The 24,176-nt window shown below is 63.0% G+C and carries 21 protein-coding genes, 1 tRNA gene, 1 other RNA gene and 2 pseudogenes; 9 read left to right on the top strand and 16 right to left on the bottom strand.

Features of this window, described 5'->3' with window-relative positions:
• Positions 1–205, top strand: a pseudogene (locus X738_RS86675) (hypothetical protein); the annotation flags it as partial.
• On the opposite strand, the gene X738_RS85215 reads toward X738_RS86675, so the two are convergent.
• The 4 genes from X738_RS85215 to X738_RS70965 form a co-directional block, all read right to left on the bottom strand.
• On the bottom strand, positions 195–380 hold the full coding sequence (locus X738_RS85215) for a hypothetical protein (RefSeq protein WP_156942673.1): 186 nt from the start codon (positions 378–380) through the stop codon (positions 195–197). The pseudogene X738_RS86675 and the gene X738_RS85215 overlap by 11 nt on opposite strands.
• Positions 367–600, bottom strand: a complete 234-nt coding sequence (locus tag X738_RS0143195; RefSeq protein ID WP_031256126.1) for a helix-turn-helix domain-containing protein — start codon at positions 598–600, stop codon at positions 367–369. The genes X738_RS85215 and X738_RS0143195 overlap by 14 nt, the downstream gene beginning before the upstream one ends.
• A gap of 665 nt (positions 601–1,265) precedes the next feature.
• The gene (locus tag X738_RS89270) at positions 1,266–1,355 is read right to left on the bottom strand and encodes an excalibur calcium-binding domain-containing protein (protein ID WP_128181921.1); all 90 of its coding nucleotides are present in this window, start codon (positions 1,353–1,355) and stop codon (positions 1,266–1,268) included.
• A gap of 633 nt (positions 1,356–1,988) precedes the next feature.
• A tRNA-Thr gene (locus X738_RS70965) sits at positions 1,989–2,064 on the bottom strand.
• Positions 2,065–2,403: 339 nt separating this feature from the next.
• Between X738_RS70965 and X738_RS70970 the strand changes: the two genes are divergently transcribed.
• Positions 2,404–3,534, top strand: a complete 1,131-nt coding sequence (locus X738_RS70970; RefSeq protein WP_023802065.1) for a hypothetical protein — start codon at positions 2,404–2,406, stop codon at positions 3,532–3,534.
• Between the two features lie 106 nt (positions 3,535–3,640).
• Here X738_RS70970 and X738_RS70975 read toward each other — a convergent pair whose 3' ends face one another.
• Positions 3,641–5,242, bottom strand: coding sequence for a cisplatin damage response ATP-dependent DNA ligase (locus X738_RS70975; RefSeq protein ID WP_023802066.1), 1,602 nt, complete (start codon positions 5,240–5,242; stop codon positions 3,641–3,643).
• 76 nt (positions 5,243–5,318) lie between these two features.
• On the bottom strand, positions 5,319–6,329 hold the full coding sequence (locus tag X738_RS70980; protein ID WP_023802067.1) for a ligase-associated DNA damage response exonuclease: 1,011 nt from the start codon (positions 6,327–6,329) through the stop codon (positions 5,319–5,321).
• A gap of 216 nt (positions 6,330–6,545) precedes the next feature.
• Between X738_RS70980 and X738_RS70985 the strand changes: the two genes are divergently transcribed.
• Positions 6,546–6,878 carry a hypothetical protein gene (locus X738_RS70985; protein ID WP_023802068.1) on the top strand — a complete coding sequence of 111 codons (333 nt, stop codon included), beginning with the start codon at positions 6,546–6,548 and terminating at the stop codon, positions 6,876–6,878.
• Here the strand turns inward: X738_RS70985 and X738_RS70990 are convergent.
• The 7 genes and pseudogenes from X738_RS70990 to X738_RS71020 all read right to left on the bottom strand — a co-directional run bounded on the left by X738_RS70990 (position 6,875) and on the right by X738_RS71020 (position 16,566).
• Positions 6,875–7,816 (bottom strand): 2-hydroxyacid dehydrogenase, encoded by a 942-nt coding sequence (locus tag X738_RS70990; protein WP_023802069.1) that lies wholly within the window; start codon positions 7,814–7,816, stop codon positions 6,875–6,877. The two genes, X738_RS70985 and X738_RS70990, sit on opposite strands and share 4 nt — an antisense overlap.
• 32 nt (positions 7,817–7,848) lie before the next feature.
• Positions 7,849–9,480 carry an ABC transporter ATP-binding protein gene (locus X738_RS70995; protein ID WP_023802070.1) on the bottom strand — a complete coding sequence of 544 codons (1,632 nt, stop codon included), beginning with the start codon at positions 9,478–9,480 and terminating at the stop codon, positions 7,849–7,851.
• Positions 9,477–10,616, bottom strand: coding sequence for an ABC transporter permease (locus tag X738_RS71000; RefSeq protein ID WP_031256127.1), 1,140 nt, complete (start codon positions 10,614–10,616; stop codon positions 9,477–9,479). Before X738_RS71000 ends, X738_RS70995 begins: the two co-directional genes overlap by 4 nt.
• Positions 10,616–11,717: pseudogene (locus tag X738_RS83345) on the bottom strand (microcin C ABC transporter permease YejB). Before X738_RS83345 ends, X738_RS71000 begins: the two are co-directional and overlap by 1 nt.
• A 252-nt stretch (positions 11,718–11,969) precedes the next feature.
• Positions 11,970–13,856 carry an extracellular solute-binding protein gene (locus X738_RS71010; RefSeq protein ID WP_023802073.1) on the bottom strand — a complete coding sequence of 629 codons (1,887 nt, stop codon included), beginning with the start codon at positions 13,854–13,856 and terminating at the stop codon, positions 11,970–11,972.
• Positions 13,856–15,733, bottom strand: coding sequence for an extracellular solute-binding protein (locus X738_RS71015; protein ID WP_023802074.1), 1,878 nt, complete (start codon positions 15,731–15,733; stop codon positions 13,856–13,858). Before X738_RS71015 ends, X738_RS71010 begins: the two co-directional genes overlap by 1 nt.
• Before the next feature lie 158 nt (positions 15,734–15,891).
• The gene (locus X738_RS71020) at positions 15,892–16,566 is read right to left on the bottom strand and encodes a c-type cytochrome (protein ID WP_023802075.1); all 675 of its coding nucleotides are present in this window, start codon (positions 16,564–16,566) and stop codon (positions 15,892–15,894) included.
• Positions 16,567–16,759: 193 nt separating this feature from the next.
• Here X738_RS71020 and X738_RS71025 point away from each other — a divergent pair, with 193 nt between their 5' ends.
• The 4 genes from X738_RS71025 to X738_RS71040 all read left to right on the top strand — a co-directional run bounded on the left by X738_RS71025 (position 16,760) and on the right by X738_RS71040 (position 19,970).
• Positions 16,760–17,488, top strand: a complete 729-nt coding sequence (locus tag X738_RS71025) for a 3-deoxy-manno-octulosonate cytidylyltransferase (RefSeq protein WP_023802076.1) — start codon at positions 16,760–16,762, stop codon at positions 17,486–17,488.
• Between the two features lie 27 nt (positions 17,489–17,515).
• Positions 17,516–18,379: a prephenate dehydratase gene (locus X738_RS71030; RefSeq protein WP_023802077.1), complete on the top strand. Its 864-nt coding sequence runs from the start codon at positions 17,516–17,518 to the stop codon at positions 18,377–18,379.
• Between the two features lie 44 nt (positions 18,380–18,423).
• Positions 18,424–19,227 carry an alpha/beta hydrolase gene (locus X738_RS81140; RefSeq protein ID WP_051407923.1) on the top strand — a complete coding sequence of 268 codons (804 nt, stop codon included), beginning with the start codon at positions 18,424–18,426 and terminating at the stop codon, positions 19,225–19,227.
• Between the two features lie 92 nt (positions 19,228–19,319).
• Positions 19,320–19,970 carry a glutathione S-transferase family protein gene (locus X738_RS71040; protein WP_023802079.1) on the top strand — a complete coding sequence of 217 codons (651 nt, stop codon included), beginning with the start codon at positions 19,320–19,322 and terminating at the stop codon, positions 19,968–19,970.
• 38 nt (positions 19,971–20,008) lie between these two features.
• Here X738_RS71040 and X738_RS71045 read toward each other — a convergent pair whose 3' ends face one another.
• From X738_RS71045 to X738_RS71055, 3 genes are read right to left on the bottom strand one after another with little or no spacing between them, the layout of a single operon-like run.
• The gene (locus X738_RS71045; RefSeq protein ID WP_051407924.1) at positions 20,009–20,260 is read right to left on the bottom strand and encodes a Dabb family protein; all 252 of its coding nucleotides are present in this window, start codon (positions 20,258–20,260) and stop codon (positions 20,009–20,011) included.
• An 18-nt stretch (positions 20,261–20,278) separates the two neighbouring features.
• A complete protein-coding gene (gene nudC / locus X738_RS71050) occupies positions 20,279–21,220 on the bottom strand; it encodes an NAD(+) diphosphatase (protein ID WP_023802080.1) in 942 nt (313 codons plus the stop codon).
• Positions 21,221–21,254: 34 nt separating this feature from the next.
• Positions 21,255–21,674, bottom strand: a complete 420-nt coding sequence (locus X738_RS71055; RefSeq protein ID WP_023802081.1) for an HIT domain-containing protein — start codon at positions 21,672–21,674, stop codon at positions 21,255–21,257.
• A gap of 365 nt (positions 21,675–22,039) precedes the next feature.
• Here X738_RS71055 and ffs point away from each other — a divergent pair.
• Positions 22,040–22,136, top strand: an RNA gene (gene ffs / locus X738_RS81830) — signal recognition particle sRNA small type.
• Between the two features lie 105 nt (positions 22,137–22,241).
• Positions 22,242–24,083 (top strand): DNA polymerase III subunit gamma/tau, encoded by a 1,842-nt coding sequence (locus X738_RS71060; RefSeq protein WP_023802082.1) that lies wholly within the window; start codon positions 22,242–22,244, stop codon positions 24,081–24,083.
• Positions 24,084–24,176: the final 93 nt, after the last annotated feature.

A 24,176-nucleotide genomic window follows, 5' to 3' on the forward strand; every position in this document is an offset into this window, starting at 1 on the left:
CTTCCTGCTGGAAGGACGGGCTCGCGTGACACTGGTTTCAGCGGACGGCAGGGAGATAGCGTATCGCGATGTCGATGGCGCGAACGGGAGGGTGCCCACAAAGGACGAAGCGGTCTTTGGCGTCGAGCGAGCCTATACCCGCCGCGTCGTCAAAGCGGACTGGCGCCCGGCCGGCGCCGCGGGATGGCACCCGTTTAGAGATTAAGATTGATCCCAGAAACGTGGTTTCCGATCCAAATGGGCTGCACTGGGTCGATCTGCTTGGCTCCAAGCGCAGCCATGAGCGCGTCGATGATTTCTTTATCAGTTGGTGCAGGAGCGCGCCTCAGAGACGCATGCATGAAGCGACCGTTGGTCCAGTCCCGATTATCGTTCGGCATTTCCATCCTCCATCATCTCTTTCGCCCCAGGCTTTGCGAGTCGCACGCCGGCGCCGCCGCCATTCTCGGGGATGAATACCACGCCAAGACGCTCTATGGCCTGCACCATAGCTGTGAGATTGTTGGCCACGGGGACGGATCGCCCAGCTTCAAAGTTTCGAACCGTTGATAATCCGACTCTTGCAGCCTTGGCGAGGTCGTCTTGCGAAATATTGGCCAGCCCTCGGGCCTCCGCTGCCCGATGCCGTCCTCATCGACACGCACCACAATCAGCTCGTGCGTCAGGCGCGGCGCCTCCCTTGGCGCAAGGCTGATGCTATCACCAGCCTGACAAGAGCGGAAACGGATTACTGGTTCGCGAAAAGCATTCACGCGAAGTACGTCCTAGAGGACGAGGATCGATCTAGCGTCTATTCTCACAAGCTCATTGCGGCGGACGAGGCGTTTCTTGCAGCGCATCCGATTACGAAGCAACCCCGTAAAAAACGCGCGTTGGGCGACCATCACTGACCCCGGCAAAAACTGCCTAAGCCCGCTGCCTCACGGTGGCGGGCTTTTTGCTGGGGCGGACAGTCCGGCGCAATTAAGGTTCTCTGCGATTTCCAAAACTGAGTCGATCGCGTCTTTAGTAGCCGCCACCGCCAGAACCGCCGGCACTGCCACTACTGCCGCTGCTCCCGCTCGATGTAGACGCGGTTGGCCGTGCGGGTGGAGCCTCGCCGCGTGGGGCTGTCATGCAGGCAGTCAAAAGTAATACCGAAAACAGGATGAAAAGGCGCATATCGATTCTCCCTATGGTAGGTAGAGTGTTCTCTATCGACAACGTCTCAGGTCCATCATTATTCCGCGAAGTTTGATCGGAAGACCCGCTGGTTGCTGGCTCCGCTAACACAGCGTTTCGCACGGGGTCCCGTCGCCATCGCGATCCAGCTTGGAAATGTGCGGAACCGTACGAAGCGGATTGCACGCAACCAACGCGGTGGCCGGGCATTAATTTAGCAAAGCATCAAATAGGAAAGCATCGGGAGGAAGACCATGCTGCACCTTAACATGCCTGGCGAATTTGAGGTCGGCGATGAGGTTGCGCTAGCAGGTACCCTCATCACCATTCTCCCTAGCGGCCGAGCTAGAGTGAGCATTCCATCCTATGATCATCCTTACACGCTAGAGCCGCCACCCAAAGCCCGGGCCGGCGACCGAGTAGTTCTTGTTGGGGACGTCACCCGCATCGATCGCGGAGCGGACAAACTCACCGTGCGGATTGACTGCGGCGGCGTGATTACGGTCGACAGGTCGGCAATCACTCGGCTGAGAAAGCACCGCCGGGCTTCAGCCGGTTGACGCTACGGCGACACAACGGCTGCGCTCGTCGGCATACGGTGACGTTGCTCTTCCTCGCCGTAGGCGTGCCCATGGCCAAGGTTTTGGTGATGTCACATCGCGCGCGAAAGGATCTGAACTTTCCGCAAGTCAGGGCCTGGGGGCAAGAATATTATTTTCGGGGCTGAAAATGCGTCTGGGGGTGCCCCTGCGGTGCCCCGGAATGATTTTCGCGGATGCGGCGAAAACCGGCCATCAACTAAGCAATTGATTTTCCGAAGAGAAAACTGGTGCCGCTTAGGTGACTCGAACACCTGACCCCATCATTACGAATGATGTGCTCTACCAACTGAGCTAAAGCGGCCCGGGAAGCCAAGGCCTCCAAGATGCGCTGGGTGATAGACGCAACCCGCCACAAATTCAAGATGGGACTTGGCAATTCGTGCCGGCTCATCCCGGGCCTATAAGCGACCGCCGCACCGATCGGCCATGCGGTTGTGCGAAGCCTCAACGCCAGGTTGTGCGACGTCGCGTTGGCGCTGCATCGGGAAACCGGCGAAAAATGTTGATTCCTTTACCGAAAACCGTCGAAATCGGCATTGGACGCATCGCCAAGGCAGAATGCGGCCGCTGGCCCGTTGATTGATCGGTCGCCTGCGGCTAACGATCATGACAATGTGACCATACGTGCAGGGGGTCCCCGTTGGACGCGATCGAAAAAGCGATCCGGAATGCCTTCGAGAAAGGCAATGCCGAAGACCGCGCGTTTCGCGAGCGGGTCTACCGATCGGCCTTCGCCGCACTTGACCGTGCCCTGCAGGCCAACCCGAACGTGACGGTGGAAGTCGCCATCAAGCGCCGCCATCGCACGGCCGCTTTCAAGCGTCGTCACCAGNCCGAGGCCGATGCCGAACCGGATGCCGGCGCCGACGCTGAACCGGCGCCGCCGCCTGAGGTCATTGTCGACGGTCCGGCGGGGTCTCCTGCATCGGTCGCGCCTCCTGCTTCCGACGCACCCCCAGCTTCCGATGCGCCGCGCTCGCGTGTCTTGCCGGTCGTTCCCGACATCATGCCCGAAGCGGCTTTTCCCGATGCGCCGGAGATCGACTTGTCGTCCCCCCAATCGGCCGGGGACGGCGACGCAGAGGTGATGCCCGACCGCGACGACAGGCGGGTGAGAGGTCCCCGCCTGCCTCTCACCGCGATCTTCCTCGGCGTGACGCTGCTTGCAGCCGCCGGCATCGGCCTCTATTTCGCTGCCCAGACCGGCGTCTTCAAGTCGGCGGCCGAACTCGACACCGCCCCGCCGCAAACGCCACCGACGGTGGAAGACGATGATTTCACGCCGCCAGGCGACACGGCCCCGCCGCTGAACGCCGGCGAGGCGGATGAGGCGCGCGACTGGATCAATGTGTTTTCACCGAGCGACCCGACGCTTGTCAGCGCGCCTTCGGATGCCAAGGCCGAAGTCATGCAGGACGACAGCGGTTCTTTCCTGCGCATCCGGTCGGGCGCCTCCGGTTCGGCGATCAGCTTCGACGTCGAGCAAGGCGTCTTGGACAAACTCGCCGGCAAGCACGCCACGTTCGACATCATCGCCCGCTCCGAGGAGGGCCAGGAGACGCAGATCTCCGTCGACTGCAATTTCGGCGAACTCGGCGACTGCGGCCGCAAGCGCTACGCGGTCGGCCACGAGCGCAACGAATACCTCTTCGATGTGCGGTTTCCCGACAAGCGTCCGGGCGCTGCAGGCACCATCGCCCTCAATTCCGACTTCGACAAGCAGGGCAAGTCGGTCGACATCTACGAGATCCGCGTCGCGATTGTTCCTTGAGCCTCAACGCATCGGCCCGAAAATCGGAATCGATTTTCGGAAAGCACGATGCGTAGATTATAACGGTTAGAGCGTACTTTGTGCGTCCAATTGGACGCACGTCGCTCTAACTATCGAGCAGCGCCTGCAGCGTCTCGATGCGGTCGGCTTCGGCCGCAGGCTTGTCCCAGCGCAGCCGTGAAATGCGCGGAAAGCGCATGGCGACACCGGATTTGTGCCGTGTCGAGCGGTTAAGCCCTTCGAACGCCACCTCCAGCACTAGGCCTTGTCTGCGGTCGGCCCGCACCGAGCGGACCGGGCCGAAGCGCTCGATCGTGTTGTCGCGGACATATTTGTCGATCTGCCTCAGTTCCTCGTCGGTGAAGCCGAAATAGGCTTTCCCCACCGGCACCAGTTCCTCCGATCCTTCCGGGCCGGACCAGACGCCGAACGTGTAATCGGAATAGAAACTCGAACGCTTGCCATGGCCGCGCTGGGCATACATCAGCACGGCGTCGATTGTGTGCGGATCGCGCTTCCATTTGAACCATGGGCCTTTCGGCCGGCCGGTGAGATAGGGCGAATCCCAGCGCTTCAGCATCACGCCTTCGATGACCGGATGCAGCGGCTTGCGGCGCAATTCCTCCAGCGCCTGCCAGTCGTTGAATTCGACCAGCGGCGAGAGATCGAAGCGGCTCGGATCGAGCGTCTGCACGAAGCCTTCGAGGTGGCCGCGCCGCTCGCGGAAAGCGCGGGTGCGCAAGTCCTCGTCGCCGATCTGAAGCATGTCGTAGCAGCGCATGAAGGCCGGGTATTGCTGCTGGATCTTCGGTGTCACGCTCTTGCGGTTCAGCCGTTGCTGCAGGTCCGAGAACGTGCCGGTCGCCTGCCGGGGATCACCGACCAGAAGCTCGCCGTCGAGGGTGGCGGAGAAATCCATCGCCTCTGCGAGGTCAGGAAAAGCCCCGGAAACATCGTCGCCAGTGCGCGAATAGAGCCGGCGAATGCCGCCTTCCGATACCGCCTGGACGCGGATACCGTCCCACTTCCACTCGGCGGCATAGTCGGCCGGGTCGAGCTTTTCGAGGTCGCCGTCACCGATCGGGTTGGACAGCATCACCGGCCGGAACAGCGCCAGCGCTGTCTTTTTGGGTTTTTCTGCCTTGCCTTCCAGCCACGCGAACAGCTCGGCATAGGGCGGTGTCAGCCCATGCCAGAGTTCTTCGATCTCGGCGACGTCGACCTTGCCGAGATCGGCCAGCGCCTGCTTGGCCAATCGCGCCGAAACGCCGATGCGCAGGCCGCCGGTGACCAGCTTGATGATGGCGAAGCGCGCCGAGATGCTGGCGCTGTCGAGCAGCCGGGCCAGCACCTTCGGCCCGTCGGAACGGCTCGCCGCCTGCAATTTCGCGACGACCTCGGCGAGCGTCGGCTCATGGTTGGCGATATCCGCCGGCGATTGCGGCCAGACCAGCGACACCGTCTCCGCCAGGTCGCCGACATAGTCGTAGGAATAGCCGAACAGCACCGGGTCCATGCGCTCCATGACCAGCGCGCGCAGCATCGCCGGCTTGACCGCCGCGATGGTCAGGTCGCCGGTGATGGCAGCCAGCGCCAGACCGCGATCCGGATCCTCGACGCTGCGGAAATAATCGCTCAACAGCTTCAGCTTGCCGTTGCGCGACGGCGTCAGCACGAGGCGGTCGAGGAGTTCGGCGAAGCGGTTCATAATGCGGGCCGCGCCAATGGGCCAGCCTTGCGTTCTGTCGCGCCGCCGTGAAGCGCTACATCGGCCGTGACCACCATCAATCGCCCTCATCCTCATAGCCGACGAGATGCAGCGGCCTGGCAGCGATGCCTTCGAGTTCGCACCAGCGCACCAGGGCTTCCTCGCGGCCATGCGTCACCCAGATTTCCTCCGCGCCGGTTTCCCTTATCGTGGCGGTCAGTTCGTCCCAGTCGGCATGGTCGGAAACGATCAGCGGCAGCTCGACGCCGCCCTGCTTGGCGCGCTGGCGGATGCGCATCCAGCCGGAGGCAAAGCACGAGATCGGATCGGGAAAGCGCCGCGCCCAGCGGTCGGCGAACGCCGATGGCGGGCCGACGACGATGGCGCCGGTGAAATCCTCCTTGCCACTGCTTTCGACGGTCGCCGGCTCCAGCGCCCCGAGCTCGATGCCCTGGCTCTGATAGTAGTCGCTGAGCTTGGCCAGCGCGCCGTGGATATAGATCGGCCTGTCGTAGCCGGCGTCGCGCAGCAAGCGCATGACGCGCTGCGCCTTGCCGAGCGCATAGGCGCCGACCAGATGCGCGCGTTCGGGAAACTGCGCCGTCGATTTCAGCAGGCGGGCGATCTCTTCGGTATCGGTCGGATGACGGAACACCGGCAGGCCGAAAGTCGCCTCGGTGATGAACACGTCGCACTTGACCGGTTCGAACGGCTCGCAAGTCGCGTCCCTCTGGCGCTTGTAGTCGCCCGAAGCGACGATGCATGAGCCCTGATGCACGACCTCGATCTGCGCCGAGCCCAGTACATGGCCGGCCGGATGGAAGGTTACGGTGACGCCGTTCAGCGCAATCGCCTCGCCAAGTGCTGCCGCTTGCGTCGTCCCGGCAAAACCCTCGCCGTAGCGCAGCCGCATGATGTCCAGCGTCTGTTGTGTAGCCAGCACCGAGCGGTGGCCGGAACGGGCATGGTCGGAATGGCCGTGTGTGATCAGCGCCCGGCTGACCGGCCGCACCGGATCGATGAAGAAATCGCCGGGCGGGCAATAAAGGCCCTCGGGCCGAGGGTGAAGCAGGTCGCTGGCGCGCATGGCTCCAAGATAGTTGCTAATTCCGGCGCGGGAAGCCTGTTGCAAGTGACTGCTGACTCGGCATACAGGCAACTGTCGGCGGGATCTCCATCACGAAATCGCATCAGGCCTTGTCCGGCGACCCTTTTCGTTCACCTGCGCCACACGTGGCGGCGGCTGCGAAAAAGTCCGATTCGCATGCCCGAAAGGGCAGGACACCGACAAGGAGGACGTTGCATGCGCTGGAACTTGGTGGTCTTGGCATCTTGCCTGGCAATAGCCGGTTGCGTCGGCACCTCGATCGCCGAGCGACAGGACGCGAATGTCCAGTCCTCGCTGCAATATGACAGCGTGCCTTGCGATCAATTGGTGGCGCAACGAAACCGGCTGGCGCAGCAATACCGCCTTCCGCAGGATGCCAAGCCGTCCTTCTCCGATCCCGGGGTGGGCCTCGGCCCGTTCACGCCGGATGCCCGTTCCAAGGCCCAGCGCGACGTCGAACAGGCAAGTGGCCGGATCGACGCCATGAACCGGTCGATCGCCCGCCGCGAATGTGGCAAGCCGGGTTAATACCCCGCGTTGCGATCGACGACGTTCTCGAGCTTCTCGCCGCGCTCGAAGGCGGCCATCTGGCGCAGCATGATCGGCACCAGATGCACGGGATCGGAGGTCGCCGCCGCATGCGGCGTCACGAAGACCTTTGGGTGGCTCCATAGCCGGCTGGTCTTCGGCAGCGGCTCGACCTCGAACACGTCGAGGCTTGCTTCCTTGAGTGTGCCGTCCTCCAGCGCACGCAGAATGTCGGCGTCCTTCTGCAACTTGCCGCGCCCGGCATTGATCAGCACCGAGCCGCCTAGGCCGTTGCGTTTCCTCAACTCCTTCAGCACGCCATAGTTGATGATGCCATGCGTCTGCGCAGTGAGTGGCAAAAGCACCACCAGAATGTCGGTGGCGTTGAGGAAGGGGATCAATCCGGCCTCACCCGCATAGGTTGCAACGCCGTCCATCGGCCGCTCGCTGCGCGACCAGCCATTGACCGCAAAGCCGAGCGACAAAAGCACCGACGCTGCCGCGCGGCCAAGCGTGCCGAGCCCCATGATGCCGACGGAGATGTCGCCGGCCGGCCGCTGCGGCGGCTCGTGCCAGATCTTCTTTTGCTGCTGCGACCGGTAGAGCATGCCCTGGCGATGGTGATCGAGCACCCGCCAGACGACATATTCGGTCATGTAGTGGGTCAAATTGTCGGCCACGACCTTGACGATCGGCACGTCGGGCAAGGTGGGATCGGCGAAGATGTGGTCGACGCCGGCGCCGATCGAAAAGACAACGCGCAGATTGGGCAGGGACGACAGAAGGTTCGGCCGCTGCTTCCAAACCACCGCATAGGTGATTGAAGGATCGCTGGCGCCTTCCGGCTCGAGCGCCACCTCGCGTTCGGTCGATAAGAGTTCGCGCCAACGGCCTGGATGGATACCGGTGAGGGCAAGCAGGACGCGGCCTTTTTCCATGGCGGGTTCGTTTTCCTTTATGCGGGTACAGGCTACTCGCTGACGATGCCGACCGGCGCCGTTTCGATCCTGAATGCGGCCGAGATCAGCGCCTTGGTATAGTCGGTCTGCGGCCGTTCGAAAATCTGTTCGGACGGGCCGGCTTCGACGATCCTGCCATTGCGCATGACGATGACGTCGTTGGCAAGCGCACGGATGACCTTCAGATCGTGGCTGATGAACAGATAGGCGAGGTCGTGCTTCGCCTGCAGGCTGCGCAGGAGGTCGACCACCTGCGCCTGGACGCTCATGTCGAGCGCCGAGGTCGGCTCGTCCAGCATGACGAAGCGCGGGTTGAGCACCATGGCGCGGGCGATGGCGATACGCTGGCGCTGGCCGCCGGAAAACTCGTGCGGATAGCGATTGCGCGTGGCGGGATCGAGGCCGACTTCCCCGAGCACATCGACGATGCGCTTGTCGCGCTCATCGGGCGACAGTTTTGGCTCGTGGATCTTCAGCCCTTCCTCGATGATCTCGGAGACCGACATGCGCGGGCTCAACGACCCGAACGGATCCTGGAAGACGATCTGCAGCTCGCGCCGCAGCGGCCGCATGGCGTTGAATGACAGTTCGTTGATATCGCGCCCGTTGAACTGAATGGTCCCGGTCGACGAGATCATCCTGGCCAGCGCCAGACCGAGCGTCGTCTTGCCAGAGCCGGATTCGCCGACGACGCCGAGCGTCTGGCCGGCGCGCACGGTGACGTCGATGCCGTCGACCGCCTTCACATTGTCGACGGTGCGCCGGAAGAAGCCTTTCTTGATAGGAAACCAGACCTTGACGTCCCGGCCCGTCATCACAGGTTTGGCGGCAGCGTTGGCGGCGGGCGGCTTGCCCTTCGGTTCGGCAGCAAGCAGATGCCGCGTATAGCTGTGCTGCGGCTTGGCGAAGATTTCCTTCGTCGGCCCGGTCTCGACGATCTTGCCCTTGGTCATCACGCAGACCCGGTCGGCGATCTTTCTGACGATGCCGAGATCGTGGGTGATGAACAGCATCGACATGCCCTTGCGGCTCTTCAGCTCCGCAAGCAGTTCGAGGATCTGCGCCTGCACGGTGACGTCGAGTGCCGTCGTCGGCTCGTCGGCGATCAGCAGTTCCGGCTCGTTGGCCAGCGCCATGGCGATCATGACGCGCTGGCGCTGGCCGCCGGAAAGCTGGTGCGGATAAGCGTCGAGCCGCTTCTCCGGCTCGCGGATGCCGACCTCGTTGAGCAGTTCCAGCGTGCGCGCCTTGGCTTGGCGGTCACCCAGGCCCTGGTGCAGCGTCAGCACCTCGACGATCTGCTGCTCGATCGTGTGCAGCGGGTTGAGCGAGGTCATCGGCTCCTGGAAGATCATGGTGATCTTGTTGCCGCGCACCCGGCGCAATGCCTTCTCGTCGGCAGCGAGCAGATCGGCGCCTTGGAACAGGATCTTTCCCGACGGATGGCTGGCGGCCGGATAGGGCAGCAGCTTCAGCACCGACAGCGCCGAGACCGACTTGCCGGAGCCGGATTCGCCGACCAGCGCCACCGTTTCGCCCTTGGCGATGTGGAAGGAGATGTGGTCGACGGCCATCGACTGGCGGCCTTCCTGCGCGAAGGCGACGCTGAGATCGCGGACGGAGAGGAGAGGGGCTTGGCTCATCTGAACGTCTTGCGCGGATCGAAGGCGTCGCGGGTCGCCTCGCCGACGAAGACCAGCAGCGACAGCATCAGCGAGATGACGACGAAGCCGGAGATGCCTAGCCACGGTGCGTTGAGGTTGCGCTGCGCCTGCTTGAGGAGCTCGCCCAGCGAGGCCGAGCCGGGCGGCAGGCCGAAGCCAAGGTAGTCGAGCGAGGTCAGCGTCGAGATCGAGCCGCTGAGCAGGAAGGGCAGGAAGGTCAGCGTCGCCACCATGGCGTTGGGCAACAGATGCCGGAACATGATAGTACCGTTGGGTACGCCCAGCGCGCGCGCGGCGTTGACATATTCGAAGTTGCGGGCGCGCAGGAACTCGGCCCGCACCACGCCGACCAGCGCTACCCAGGAGAACAGCAGCATCAGCCCGAGCAGGATGAAGAAGCCGGGCGGCAGGATGGCGGCGACGATGAGGAGCAGATAAAGCACCGGGATCGCCGACCAGATTTCTATGAAGCGCTGGAACAGAAGGTCGGTCCAGCCGCCGAAATAACCCTGCAATGCGCCGGCCGTCACGCCGATCACCGCCGAGCCGGCGGTGAGGATAAGGCCGAACAGCACCGAGACCCTGAATCCGTAGACGACGCGCGCCAGCACGTCGCGGGCCTGGTCGTCGGTTCCCAGCCAGTTCCAGTTGCCGATGACGCAATTGGGGTCGGCGGCACCTTGCGGATACTGGTTGCAACGTGTCTGGACGTCATAGAGCCAGGACGGCTTGGTCGGCGCCGCCTCCGGGATGGCGTTGTTGACGGTCCGGTAGGAGTAGCGGACCGGTGGCCAGATCATCCAGCCATGGGCATTGATCTCGTCCTGGATGACCGGGTCGCGGTAGTCGGTGACCGCATAAAAGCCGCCGAACTTCTCCTCGGGATAAGCGACCACGACCGGAAACAGGATTTCGCCCTTGTAGGAGACGAGGACCGGCTTGTCGTTGGCGATCCATTCGGAAAACAGCGACAGCACGAAAAGCACGAGGAATATCCACAACGACCAGTAGCCGCGCCGGTTGGCCTTGAAATTCTGCTGCCGCCGCTGGTTGAGCGGCGACAGCCAGGGCCGTGCGATCCGCTCCGGCGCCGTTTCGGCTGCGGCCCCGGCCATCAGACGTCCCTCCGCTCGAAGTCGATGCGCGGGTCGACCCAGGTATAGATCAGGTCGGACAGCAGCCCGACGATCAGGCCAAGCAGCGAGAAGATGTAGAGATTGGCGAACACCACCGGATAGTCGCGCTCGACCACCGACCTGAAACCGAGCAGGCCGAGGCCATCGAGCGAAAAGATGTTCTCGATCAGCAGCGAGCCGGTGAAGAAGGCCGAGATGAAGGCGCCGGGAAAGCCGGCGACGACGATCAGCATGGCGTTGCGGAAGACGTGGCCGTAGAGAACCCGCCGTTCCGACAGGCCCTTGGCGCGCGCGGTCACCACATACTGCTTGCGGATTTCCTCGAGGAACGAATTCTTGGTCAGCAGCGTCGTGGTGGCGAAGGCCGACAGCACCAGCGCCGTCNGCCGTCAGCGGCAAGGTCATGTGCCAGAGATAGTCGACGATCCGCGCCGGCCAGGACAACTGGTCCCAATTGTCGGAGGTGATGCCGCGCAGCGGGAACCAGTCGTAGAACGATCCGCCGGCAAACAGCACCATCAGCAGGATGCCAAACAGGAAGCCCGGAATGGCGTAGCCGACAATGACGACGCCGCTGGTCCATACGTCGAATGCCGAGCCGTCCTTGACTGCCTTGCGGATGCCGAGCGGGATCGAGATCAGGTAGGACAGCAGCGTGATCCACAACCCGATCGAGATCGACACCGGCATCTTCTCCAGGATCAGATCGATCACTGAAATGTCGCGGAAATAGCTGTCGCCGAAATCGAACCGGAAATAGTTCCACAGCATCATGCCGAAGCGCTCGAGCGGCGGCTTGTCGAAGCCGAACTGCTTTTCCAGCTTGGCGATGAATTCGGGGTCGAGCCCTTGCGCGCCGCGATATCTCGAACCGGCATCGCCGGCCACGTCGAAATTGCTGGCGCCGGCGTCACCGCCGCCGCCGCCAAGGCGATCGCTGCCGCCCTGGTTGGTCAGCCTGGCGATGACCTGCTCCACCGGCCCGCCCGGCGCGAACTGGATGACGGCGAACGACACCGCCATGATGCCGAACAAGGTCGGGATCATCAGCAGGATGCGGCGCAGGATATAGGCGCCCATCAGAAATGGTCCTCCGTGAGGGAGAGCACCGCTTCAGGCCAATTGTCGACGCCAGCGCCGCCCCTCATTGTCCTACCGGACATTTCTCCCCGTATAGTGACGGGGAGAAAGGGGCCGGCCGCAATCTCGGCGCTTTTACTGCCACGCTTGTGATTGGCGAAACCATCGATGAAAGCGCCCCTCTCCCCGTCGCTATACGGGGAGAGGATGCCGGCAGGCAGGTGAGGGGCGGCGCCGGCGCCCGCAAAAAATTCACCCTTTGCCAATCTTTGCCGCCTTGTCCTTGTCGAACCACCACAGCGCCTCGACCGGAAAGCCGAAATCGGGCTTCTGCTCGGGAAAGCCGAACATGTCCCAATAGGCGACTCGGTGATTCGCGAGATAATATGTTGGAATCCAGTCTAGCCGCGCGCGCAAGACCCGATCGAGCGCTTTGAGCCCCGTGATCAGTTCGACCCGGCTCTGCGCCTTGCCGGCTGCCTCGATCAGTGCATCGATGGCCTTGCTTTCCGTGCCGGGATAATTTCGCATCCCCGGCGTTTTCGACATCCGCGAGTCGTAGAGTATCTCCAGGCCGTCGGCAGTCGGCGTCGCCCCGATCGACCAGGCGAGCAGGGTGAAATCGAAATCGAAATTGCTCTGCCGCTGTTCATATTGCGTCGAATCGACCTGCCGGATCGAAGCGTCGACGCCGATCGTTTTCATGTTCTCGGCCCACGGCGACAAAAGCCGAACGATGCCGTCGTCCTCGGCCAGCATTTCCACCCGCAGTGGCTCGCTCTTTTCATTGACAACGAAATTGCCCGCCCGCTTCCAGCCGGCTTCGGCAAGCAGTCTCGAAGCCGCGCGCAGCAGCTTGCGGTCGTGGCCCGAACCGTCGGAGACAGGCTGCATCACCGCTTCGCCGAAGGTTTCCGGCGGCAACTCGGCTCGGAACGGCTCCAGCAGGGCCAATTCCTCGGGCGAGGGCAGGCCCTCGGCCTTGTAATCCGACCGCTCGAAATTCGATTGCGAGCGCTCGTAGGCGCCGTAAAACAGAACCCGCTTGGTCCATTCGAAATCGAAGCAATTGGCGATCGCGCGTCTGACGCGCACATCGCGGAATTGAGCACGACGCTGGTTCAGCGCGACAGCCTGCATGGATGGCGTTTTCTCGCCGGGAAATTCGCGTTTGACGACCCGGCCGTCCTTCAGTGCCGGAAAGTCGTAACCGGTTGCCCATACCCGCGAGGTAAATTCTTCGCGAAAATGCGTGTCCCCCTTCTTCAGGGCTTCAAACGCTGCCTGGCGATTGATGTAAAAATCGATGCGGATGCGGTCGAAATTATAGACGCCGCGGTTCACGGCCAGATCCCTGCCCCAATAGTCGGCGACGCGCTCATATTCGACGGTCTGTCCGGCCGCCACGCGCCCTATTTTGTAAGGTCCGGAGCCGAGCGGCGGTGTCATCGTCGAGGCATCGAAATCATTGACCGTATAAAAGGCTTTGGACACGATCGGCATGGCGACGATCGCAAGGATGTTCTGCGCGGATTGTTTGCCGTTGAAGGTGAGGTCCACGGTAACCGGATCGGCCGCAACCGCTTCCGTCATATGCCGCAACGCCTGGGAGAGGTTCGGATGGCCCTTGTCCTTGTAAAGCTTCAATGCGAAGGCGACGTCCTCCGCGGTCATTGGCGAGCCGTCGTGGAAGCGTGCTTGCGGTCGCAGGCTGAAGCGGAAGCCATTGCGGTCCGGCGACAAGGTAACCGACTCGGCAAGCCGGCCATAGACCGCATCCGGCTCATCGAGTGCGCTAGCCATCAGCGAATCGAAACAGAGTTCGGTGCGCGGCGGCGATTCCCCTCTCAACACCAGCGAATTCAGCGTGTTGAACGTCAGGAAGCTCTGATTGAAGGTGGAGTTCGGCGGTGCGAAATTCATCTGGCCGCCCTTGGGCGCGTCCGGATTGACATAGTCGAAATGCGTGAAACCTGGGGAATATTTGAGGTCGCCGAAGGCCGACAGACCATGCAGCTTGACCCCCGTCGGGATGGCGGCGAAGGCGCGGCCGGGCAACAGCGCTGCCGTCGTGGCCGCGACGCCCAAGGCCAGAAAGTCGCGGCGGGCCAGCGAGACGCGGCGGGGGAGCGCCGCCATCAATTGCCACTCTTGTATTTTGCCGCCAGCGCCTTTTCCTTGTCCGCATCGATCCACCAGGAATTCTGGTCGACGCCGCTATAGGCCGGCTGCTTTTCCGGGATGCCGAACTTGTTCCAGTACGCTATCCAGACCGCCGACCGATGGTGTTGCGGCACGACATAGTAATTCCACAGCAGCACCCGGTCGAGCGCATGGGTGGCAGCAACCAGATCGTCACGGTCGGTCGCGAAGATGACGCGGTCGACCAGCGCATCGACGACCGGATTCTTGATCCCGGCGTAGTTGCGCGATCCAGGCGTGTCTGCGGACTTGGAACTCCAGAAGTCACGCTGCTCGTTGCCAGGCGAATCCGACTGCCCCAACTGCGATATGGTGACGTCGAAATCGAAATTGTTGAGGCGGTTGATGTATTGGGTCTGGTCGATCAGCCGCAACGTGGCGTCGACGCCGATCTTGCGCAGATTGGCGATGTAGGGACTGGAAAGGACCTGGTCGGTGTCGTTCCAGCCGAGGATTTCGAATTTGAAAGGCTCGCCCGTCTTGGCATTGACCATCTTGCCGCCCTTGATCACCCAGCCCGCCTTGGCGAAGAGATCGACCGCAGTCTTGAGATACTTGCGTTCCGCCTGCGGCGAATCGTAGACCGGCAGCTTGAATTCCTCGGTGAAGACTTCGGGCGGCAGCTTGTCGCGATATGGCTCGAGGATTTCCAGCTCCTTGCCTTGCGGCAGGCCGCTCGATGCCAGTTCGGTGCCTTGGAAGTAACTGCTGGTACGGGTGTTGGAACCGAAGAACAAGGTACGATTCATGGTCTCGAAGTCGAGCGGGTAAGTCAGCGCGGCGCGCACCAGACGATCCCCAAACAGCGGACGCCTTGTGTTGAGCATGAAGGCCTGCATCGGTTCGGGTGAGGCGGTCTTGAATTCCTGCTTGATGACGTCGCCTGCCTGGACCGCCGGGAAATTATAGGCGGTGTTCCAGCGCCTCGAACTGTTTTCCGACCTGATGTCATGCAGTCCGCCCTTGGTGAAGGCCTGCCAGGCGGCATTGTCGTCGAGAAAGTAGCTGAAACGCTGCCTGTCGAAATTTTCTCGGCCGATCTTCACCGGCAGCTTGGCACCCCAGTAGTCCGGAACCCTCTGCCAGATGATTTCAGAGCCCGGCTTGAAGCTGGCGATCTTGTACGCGGCCGACCCCAGCGGCGGCTCCTGCGTCGGCCTGGTGATGTCGCGCTTCTTGCCGGTGGCGTCGGTACCTTCCCACCAGTGCTTTGGCAGCACGACGAGATCGCCGAGAATCTTGGGCAGTTCCCGGTTGCCCTTCTGGTCGAAATGGAATTCCACCTCGCGGTCGGAAACCGCGACCGCATCGGTGACATTCTCGAAATAGCGGCTGTACATCGGGCTATTGGCCTTCAGCACCTGAAACGACCAGATTACATCGTCGGTGGTGATCGGCTTGCCGTCATGCCATTTGGCCCGCGGATCAAGTCGGTAGGTCGCCGACGAATAGTCGTCGGGATGTTTGTAGGCGTCGGCGATCAGCGGATGGCTGACGCTGCCTTCGTCAGTCGCCTGCTCCATCAGCGTGTCGTAGAGCAATCCGCCGCCGAACGGGGCGAAGCCAGCCGCGGCGGAACCCTGGACGATATAGGGATTGAAGCTGTCGAACGTGCCAAGCACCACCGAATTCAGCGAGCCGCCCTTCGGCGCGTTCGGATTGACGTAATCATAGTGCTGGAAGTTGTCGCCATATTTGGAGTCGCCGATCAGCGACGAGGTGGTGCGCCATTCATCCGCCAAGGCTGCCTGCGGGCCGCCGGCAAAAGCCGCCACAACCAGCATCGATCTGAGAAACGTTCGGCCAACCGTCATGCCTTCTCCTCTGTGCGATAGCTGTTAGCGGACAATCTAGTTCATTTGACGCTCATGAAAACCGCGACAGGCCGGCTTTGTCGCCGCACATGCGCTTTTCCAATTGAAAAAGCCGGGCTGAACCCGGCTTTTCTAAGAGTTTGTCCATGACAATTGCGTTATTGCGCTGGAGCTGGTGCGGGAGCAGCAGCGGCCGGAGCTGGTGCGGCCGGTGCCGCACCCTCTGCCGGCTTGGCCGGCGCCGCGCCTTCAGCAGGCGCGGCTGCATTCTCGGCCGAAGCGCCGGGTGTCGGCAGCGGCTTCGGATTGTCCGACAGCGTGCGCAGATAGGCGATGACGTTGGCGCGGTCCTCGTCCTTCGGCAGGCCGGCGAAGCCCATCGCCGTGCCCTTCACCAGCTTCTTCGGCGAAAGCAGAAAGCTATTGAGGTGGTCGTACGTCCATTTTTCCGCGCCGCCCTTGGAAAACTCTTTCATGCCGGCCGAATAGGCGAAGCCCGCATGCTCGGCGATGGGACGGTCGACGATATCCCAGAGATCAGGGCCGACCTTGTTCGGTCCACCTTTTTCGCCGGTGTGGCAGGCCTGGCACTTCTTGAACACGGACGCACCCGCCTCGACATTGGCGTTGGCCAGGAGGTCGGCGATCGGCTTGGCTTCGGCGGGGGCTGCCGGGCCGCCCTCGGCAGGCTCCTCGGTCGCCTCGATGGCGTAGCCGGGTTTTTCCGGTGCTGGGGAGGCGAACAGCGCGTCGGATATGATGCCGACCGAGAAGACGACGAACACGGTTCCGAGCAGGCCGCCGATCAGCTTGTTGATTTCGAAAGAGTCCATACGCCCCAGGCTCCCTTTTCCGGCGGACCGATCCGTCCACTCCGTCCGTCGGTAATCGTGAACCACCCCGCGAGGCGGTCAAATCGGGCGGAAACTAGGTCTTTTGCTCTGGCGTTGCAACACCTATAAGGGCGCTTCCAGTGAGACCTTTTGCCACTTTTCCCTTCCTCTTTTTCGGATGCTTCATCACCCGATGTCCACGCTCATCCTCATCCCGGCCCGCATGGCCTCGACCCGCCTGCCGGGCAAGCCGCTGGCCGACATCGCCGGCGTTCCGATGATCGTCCATGTCGCCCGCCGCGCCGCAGAGGCCGGGCTCGGCCGGGTGGTGGTCGCCACTGATACCCAGAGCGTGGCGGCGGCGGTGCGCACGCACGGTTTCGAGGCGGTGATGACGCGCGTCGGCCATGAATCGGGCTCCGACCGCATCTTCGAGGCGCTAGCCACGCTGGATCCCGGGCGCAAGGTCGAAACGATCGTCAATGTGCAGGGCGACCTGCCGACCATCGATCCCGACATCATCAAGGCCGCGCTAAGGCCTTTCGAGGATGCGACGATCGACATCGCCACGCTTGGCATCGAGATCGTCCGCGACGAGGAAAAGACCAATCCGAATGTCGTCAAGATCGTCGGCTCGCCGCAGTCGGAGACACGGCTGCGGGCGCTCTATTTCACCCGCGCCACCGCACCTTGGGGCGATGGGCCGCTCTATCATCACATCGGCCTCTATGCCTATCGCCGCTCAGCGCTCGAGCGCTTTGTCGCGCTGCAGCCGTCGCCGCTGGAACGGCGCGAGAAGCTCGAGCAGTTGCGGGCGCTGGAGGCCGGCATGCGCATCGACGCCGAGATCGTGCAGTCGGCGCCGTTCGGCGTCGACACGCCGGACGATCTCGAACGCGCCAGAACCATCCTTTCAACCTGAGACATCTGGACACCTGAGACATTTGGCATGCCTGAAAAAACCAACAGAATAGCCTTCCAGGGCGAGCCGGGCGCCAATTCCGACACCGCCTGCCGCAACATGTTCCCTGATATGGAGCCGTTGCCGTGTCCGACCTTCGAGGATGCTTTCAACGCGGTCGAGACCGGCAAGGCCGACCTCGCCATGATCCCGATCGAGAACACGATTGCCGGGCGCGTCGCCGACATCCACCATCTCCTGCCGGAATCGAAGCTGCACATCGTCGGCGAATATTTCCTGCCGATCCATTTCCAGCTGATGGTTCTGCCGGGCGTCAGGCGCGACCAGATCAAGACCGTGCACAGCCACATCCATGCGCTCGGCCAGTGCCGCAAATATATCCGCAAGAACGGCTGGAAGCCGGTGGTCGCCGGCGACACGGCGGGCGCCGCCAAGCTGGTCGCAGAGCTGAAGGACCGCACCATGGCGGCGCTGGCGCCGGCTCTGGCCTCGACGCTCTATGGGCTCGACATCATCGAGCAGAATGTCGAGGACACCGACAGCAACGTCACCCGCTTCGTCGTGCTGACCAGGAACAGGCAGTGGGCCGAACGTCCCTCGGCCGATGCCAGGATGATGACGACGTTCATCTTCCGCGTCCGCAACGTGCCGGCCGCGCTCTACAAGGCGATGGGCGGCTTCGCCACCAACGGCATCAACATGACAAAGCTCGAGAGTTACCAGCTCGGCGCGTTCACCGCGACCCTGTTCTACGCTGATATCGAGGGCCATCCCGACGATCCGCTGGTAAAACTGGCGCTCGACGAGCTTGCCTTCTTCTCGCGCGAAATGCGGATTCTGGGCGTCTACCCGGCCAGCCAGTCGCGTGAGCAGTGGAAGGTGGCGGACTAGCTCAGCGCCTTGCCAGGTGACGAGCATCGGGCGACATTGCTGCGATGTGGCTTCTGAAACTGACGCTCGCGGTCGCTGGATTGTATGCGGTGATTGTTGCGGTCGTTTATGTGCTCCAGTCCTGGCTGATCTTTCCGGCCGGCCTTGCGGCTTTCGGACCCGATCTGCCGGCTGGGGCACGCCATGTCGAACTGGCGACTGAGGATGGCGAGCGCGTCGTTCTGGTCCGCCTGCCGGCAAGGCAGGCGCCGGCCGAGCCGCGCCCCCTGCTGCTGGGGTTCGCCGGCAACGCCTGGAACGCCGACGCACTTGCCTTCATGCTGCACCAGCTATTTCCCGACCATGAGGTCGCTGCGCTGCACTACCGTGGCTATGCGCCGAGCAGCGGCAGCCCATCGGCCGCCGCCCTGCTCGAGGACGCCCGACGCGCCCATGACCAGCTGGCCAGCGATGCCAAAGCAGGCATCCTCGCCATCGGCCTTAGCATCGGCGCTGCGGTTGCGGCCGATCTGGCGACGTCCCGGCCGTTGCGCGGCATCGTCATGGTGACCCCCTTCGATTCGCTGAGAGAACTCGCCGCTCACCACTATCCCTGGCTGCCGGTGCGCCTCTTGCTGCGGCACCGCATGGAGGCAGCGGAATCTCTGCGCGACCTCGATGTGCCCACGGCCGTCATCACCGCCGAGAACGACACCATCGTACCTGCGGCGCGTTCGGCGCCCCTGCGCGAGGCTGCCCGCGACCTGCGCAGCCACATCGCCATAGCGGCTGGCCACAACGACCTCTATGACCATCCCGACTTCGCCGGAGCGCTACGTGCCTCCGTGGCGGCGGTCATGAGCGATTGAAAAACAATTCGCAGATGTCGGAATTCCGGCGCGACATTCGTCCTTTGCTTGCCGCAATCGAAGAAGGGAGACGACGAGATGAAGGCCTGCCCATGACCCCCACCATCACTGCCTTTGAACAGTCGCCCGATCGCGGCAGGGGACTGGCGCGTGACATGCGCGTTCGCTGGGCGCTTGAAGAAGTCGGCCAGCCCTACAGGGTTCGTCTTGTTTCGTTCAAGGCGATGAAGGAATCCGCGCATCTCGCGCTTCATCCTTTCGGGCAGATTCCGACCTTTGAAGAAGGCGATCTCGCGCTGTTCGAGTCGGGGGCGATCGTGTTCCATATCGCCGAGCGCCATGCGGGCCTGCTGCCAGACGAGGCGAATGCCAGGGCGCGCGCAATCTCATGGATGTTTGCCGCGCTAAACACCGTGGAGCCGCCGATCCTTGAACGCCAAACCGCCGTGCTCCTGGAGCGCGACGAGACCTGGCACGAACAGCGCCTGCCTATGGTCGAAGATCGCATCCGTGACCGGCTGGGCGAGCTTTCCGGTCGTCTTGGCGATGCCGACTGGCTCGATGGCGCGTTCAGCGCCGGGGACCTGATGATGGTGCACGTGCTGCTAAGGTTGAGCGGGTCGGGTATACTGGACGAATATCCGAACCTCTCCGCCTATGTCGCCCGCGGCGAAGCCCGGCCCGCCTACAAGCGTTCTTTCGCCGCTCAACTGGCGGTTTTCACCGGCAAGTCACCAACTTAACTCAGCGGCGCGTAGTCGATCTCCAAAAACGCCGCGACTTACGGGATCCATCGGTCGCGGACGAAGGCGACGTGGTCGGGATGGTCGTTGTAGCCGGAATAGGCAGCCTGGTCGGCGAACTCCATCGAGAAGCCGAAGCGATAATCGTTCTTCGGGCTGACCTGCCGCAACTGCTCGAATTTCTCGACGCCCGGTATCGCCGCCAGTATTTTGGCGTCTGCCAGAAATTTTGCCTCCTCGGCCGAGTTCTCCTTGTGCTTCAGCCTGAACACCACTGTATGACGGATCATTTTTGCTTCCCCTGCAGGCTATGCGCTGTCGGCCCAGGCGCGGATGAGGTTGGAGGCGATCGCCCCCTTCGGCGGCGTGACCAAGCCGCCCGGATGCTCGCGGGCCAGCATCGACAGCACCTCGTCGCGAAAGAACCAGCGGCAGTCTTCCAACTCGTTGAGGTCGGCCTGGATGTCGTCGTTGAGCGGCTCGCCGAAGCAGCCGATCATCAGCGAATAGGGAAACGGCCAGGGCTGGCTGGCGTGATAGACGACGCGGCCAAGCCGGATACCGGCTTCCTCCAGCGTTTCACGGCGCACCGCCGCCTCGATCGTCTCGCCCGGCTCGATGAAGCCGGCAAGCGCCGAATACATGCCGGGCGCGAAATGCCGGCCGCGGCCGAGCAGGCATTTTTCACGCGTCGCCGTCAGCATGATCGCCACCGGGTCGGTTCGCGGAAAATGCTCGGTGGCGCAGGCCGGGCAAAGCCGCTTGTAGCCGCCGGCCCGCATCGCGGCTTCAGCGCCGCATTTGCTGCAGAAGCGGTGGCTGGCATGCCAGGCGAGCAGCGCTGCTCCTTGCGCCATCGCGCCGGCCGCCGCCTCGTCGATCAGCCCCTGCATGTAGACCGAGCGATAGTCGATAGCCTTGATCGTATCGGGCAGCTGTTCGGGGTCGATGCCGGCCGGTACGGCGAGCACCGGGCCGCTGTCGGAAAAACCGAGCAGGACGCCACGGTCGAGCGACGCCTCGAGCGGCCGGCTTTCCTCGGCGCCGAACCAGGGGTCGAAGCCGCCACCAATGAGCTTCAGGTAGAGCCGCCCGCCATGCATCAGCAAAAGCCTGGCTGAAGGATCGGCGAGCGCCTTTTCGACGGAATCGTCGGCGCGGTTTTCCGATTGCCGGTCGATCATGTTGCCGGCAAAGCCGACGAACTGGCTCGGCTCGCGCAAGGGCGCGTCAAACAGGCGGAAGCTCATCGAGACTCAACTTCAGGATGGACACGGGACAGGCTTATAGCGCCGCCTTTATCTTCTGCGCAAACCGGCGGAGGTCCGAGCGCTCGTAGGGCTCGCGCATACCGTGCCCCCACACCGGGCCCGGCCAGCCGGGATCGCCTTCCGACCGCGCGATGACATGGACATGCAACTGGCGGACGATGTTGCCAAGTGCACCGCTGTTTATCTTGGTGCAGCCGGTCACGCTTTTCAGCGCCTGCGCCACCATATTGGTCTCGAAGGTCAGCATCGCCTGGTCGAGCGGCGTCAAATCATGGATTTCCTCCGCGCCCGGCCGCTGCGGCACCAGAAGCAGCCACGGCCAGCGGCGGTCGTTCATCACGCGCAACTCGCACAGGCCGAGCCACATCAACTGCTCGCTGTCGGCCTCCAGACGAGCATCCAGCGTGAATCCGGCCTCGAGGCCCGGCGACATCGGCGTTTCCTTCACTTTTGTAGTATTTTTTTACTCCATGGACGCTAGAGCGGCGGCCGTTAGCCCGCAAGAGGGCGGCAAGCGAATCAAGGCCTATCGTGGCGATGATGGTCCGGCGAAGGACTCAGGGTATGGCCTGCCAAGACTTTGGGCTGGAATGAAGTCACCATCTCGCCCCCTCTGGTCTGCCGGCCATGGCTTTCGTTCATCTGTTCTTGCTTTGTGCCGGCCGCTATGCCAGTAGTTTCAGCATGGTGCTTATTCGCGCCAGCGATCCGCCTCCGAGGCGGTTTTTTTATTTTCTGGTTTCGCCGCCTGTCACTGCGCCCTTGCATTTCATCGCCGGATTGCCGATATGGAAAGCGGGAGGTTGGTGGTGGACGGTCCACTCGCCAACCGGGTCAGGTCTGGAAGGAAGCAGCCCTAACGAGCCCGGAACGGGTCATTGTTCCAGCCTCCCACCTCTTCGCCTTTCTCCCGCGACATTGACGGCGCCAAGCCCTGCGGGCGAAACTATGCGCAGGAATCGGCCGCCTTGAGCCGCGGCCCTTGGAGCTTTACGGGCGAATGAGCGAAGCCGGAAATTCGGGAACGGAAAAAGCCGCCGCCTATCGCGTTCTGGCGCGCAAATACCGTCCTGCCAATTTCTCCGAACTGATCGGCCAGGAGCCGATGGTCCGCACCCTCACCAACGCTTTCGCCACCGGCCGCATCGCCCAGGCCTGGATGCTGACCGGCGTGCGCGGTGTCGGCAAGACGACGACGGCGCGCATACTCGCGCGGGCCCTGAACTACAAAACATCGACCGTCGACCAGCCTTCGGTCGATCTTGCCGTGCCGGGCGAGCATTGCCAGGCGATCATGGAAGGCCGCCATGTCGACGTCATCGAGATGGACGCCGCCTCGCACACCGGCATCGACGACATCAGGGACATCATCGAGCGCGTGCGTTACGCGCCGGTGTCGGCGCGCTACAAGGTCTATATCATCGACGAAGTGCACATGCTCTCGACGCAGGCCTTCAACGGCCTGCTGAAGACGCTGGAAGAGCCGCCGCCGCACGTCAAATTCATCTTCGCCACCACCGAAATCAGAAAAGTTCCGATCACCGTTCTGTCGCGCTGCCAGCGCTTCGATCTCAGGCGTATCGATGCCGGCACGTTGGTCGCGCACCTCTCCTCGATCGCCGGAAAAGAAGGCATCGCGGTCGATGACGACGCGCTGGCGATGATCGCCCGTGCGGCCGAGGGCTCGGCGCGCGATTCGCTGTCCATTCTCGACCAGGCGATCGCCCATGGCAGCGGCGCGGTCAGCGCCGAAGCGGTGCGCGCCATGCTCGGGCTGGCCGACCGCGCCCGCATCGTCGACCTGTTCGAACATGTGATGAAGGGCGATGTGGCGGCCGCACTGGCCGAATTCCGCAACCAGTACGACACCGGCGCCGATCCGGCCGCTGTGCTGACCGACCTGGCCGAGTTCAACCATGTCGTCACCCGGCTGCGCTTTGTGCCGACAGCCCTCGAGGACGCCTCGCTGTCAGAGGACGAGCGACGGCGCGGCGCCGATTTCGCCAAGGCGCTGTCGGTCAGGGTGCTGTCGCGGACCTGGCAGATGCTGTTGAAAGGCATTCCCGAGGTGCAGTCCTCCAACCGGCCGGTCAGCGCCGCCGAAATGGTGCTGATCCGGCTGGCGCATGCCGCCGACTTGCCGACACTGGACGAGGCGCTGAAATCGCTGGAGGGCGCAGCGTCGGTGCCGAATGGCGCGCCACGCGCGAATGGTGCACCCGCAACCTCTGCCGCCGCAAATCCCGGCCCGGCAAATCCCGGCCCAGCAAATCCCGGTAATGGCGGCGCCAGCGTGGCGCAGACGCGGATGCCGGCGGCCAATGGCGGCGCCCAGACCATGCGGCTGGTCGAACCCGAGCCGATGCCTGCGCCTTTCGTTCCGGCGCCGGAGCCGGTCGCCGATGCGCCGCCGGTGCCGGTGAAATCGCTGGCCGACATCATCGCCCTTGCCGACGCCCAGCGCGACATCGCCTTCAAGGTGCTGGTCAAGCGCTGCGTGCGCCTGGTGCGCATCGAGCCGGGCCGCATCGACGTCAGCCTGACCGACGACGCGCCGAAGATGCTGCTCAACGATCTGACCGCCAAATTGCGCGCCTGGACCGGACGCAGCTGGCTGGTGTCGCTGTCGAAGGAAGCGGGCGGCCAGACGCTGGCCGAGATGGAATCGACCAAGCGCGAAAACGCCCTCCTTGATGCCAAGAGCGACCCGACCGTGGCCGCCATCCTGGCGCGTTTTCCCGGCGCCAAGATCATCGACGTGCGCATTCCCGACGCACCGGAAGCCGATGCGGTGGAGGCCGAGGTTCCGATCGAGCCGGCCACCGACGAAGACGAAACCTGAGCAACCGAAGGTCAGCGAAGCAAAAAAATGGGAGCCGGTTTTCGGAGACGATCATGCTTAAAAAAGAAACAAATCAATCGTAGAGGACCACGC

It is taken from the genome of Mesorhizobium sp. L48C026A00 (assembly GCF_000502375.1).
GTDB classification, from domain to species: Bacteria; Pseudomonadota; Alphaproteobacteria; order Rhizobiales; family Rhizobiaceae; genus Mesorhizobium; species Mesorhizobium muleiense.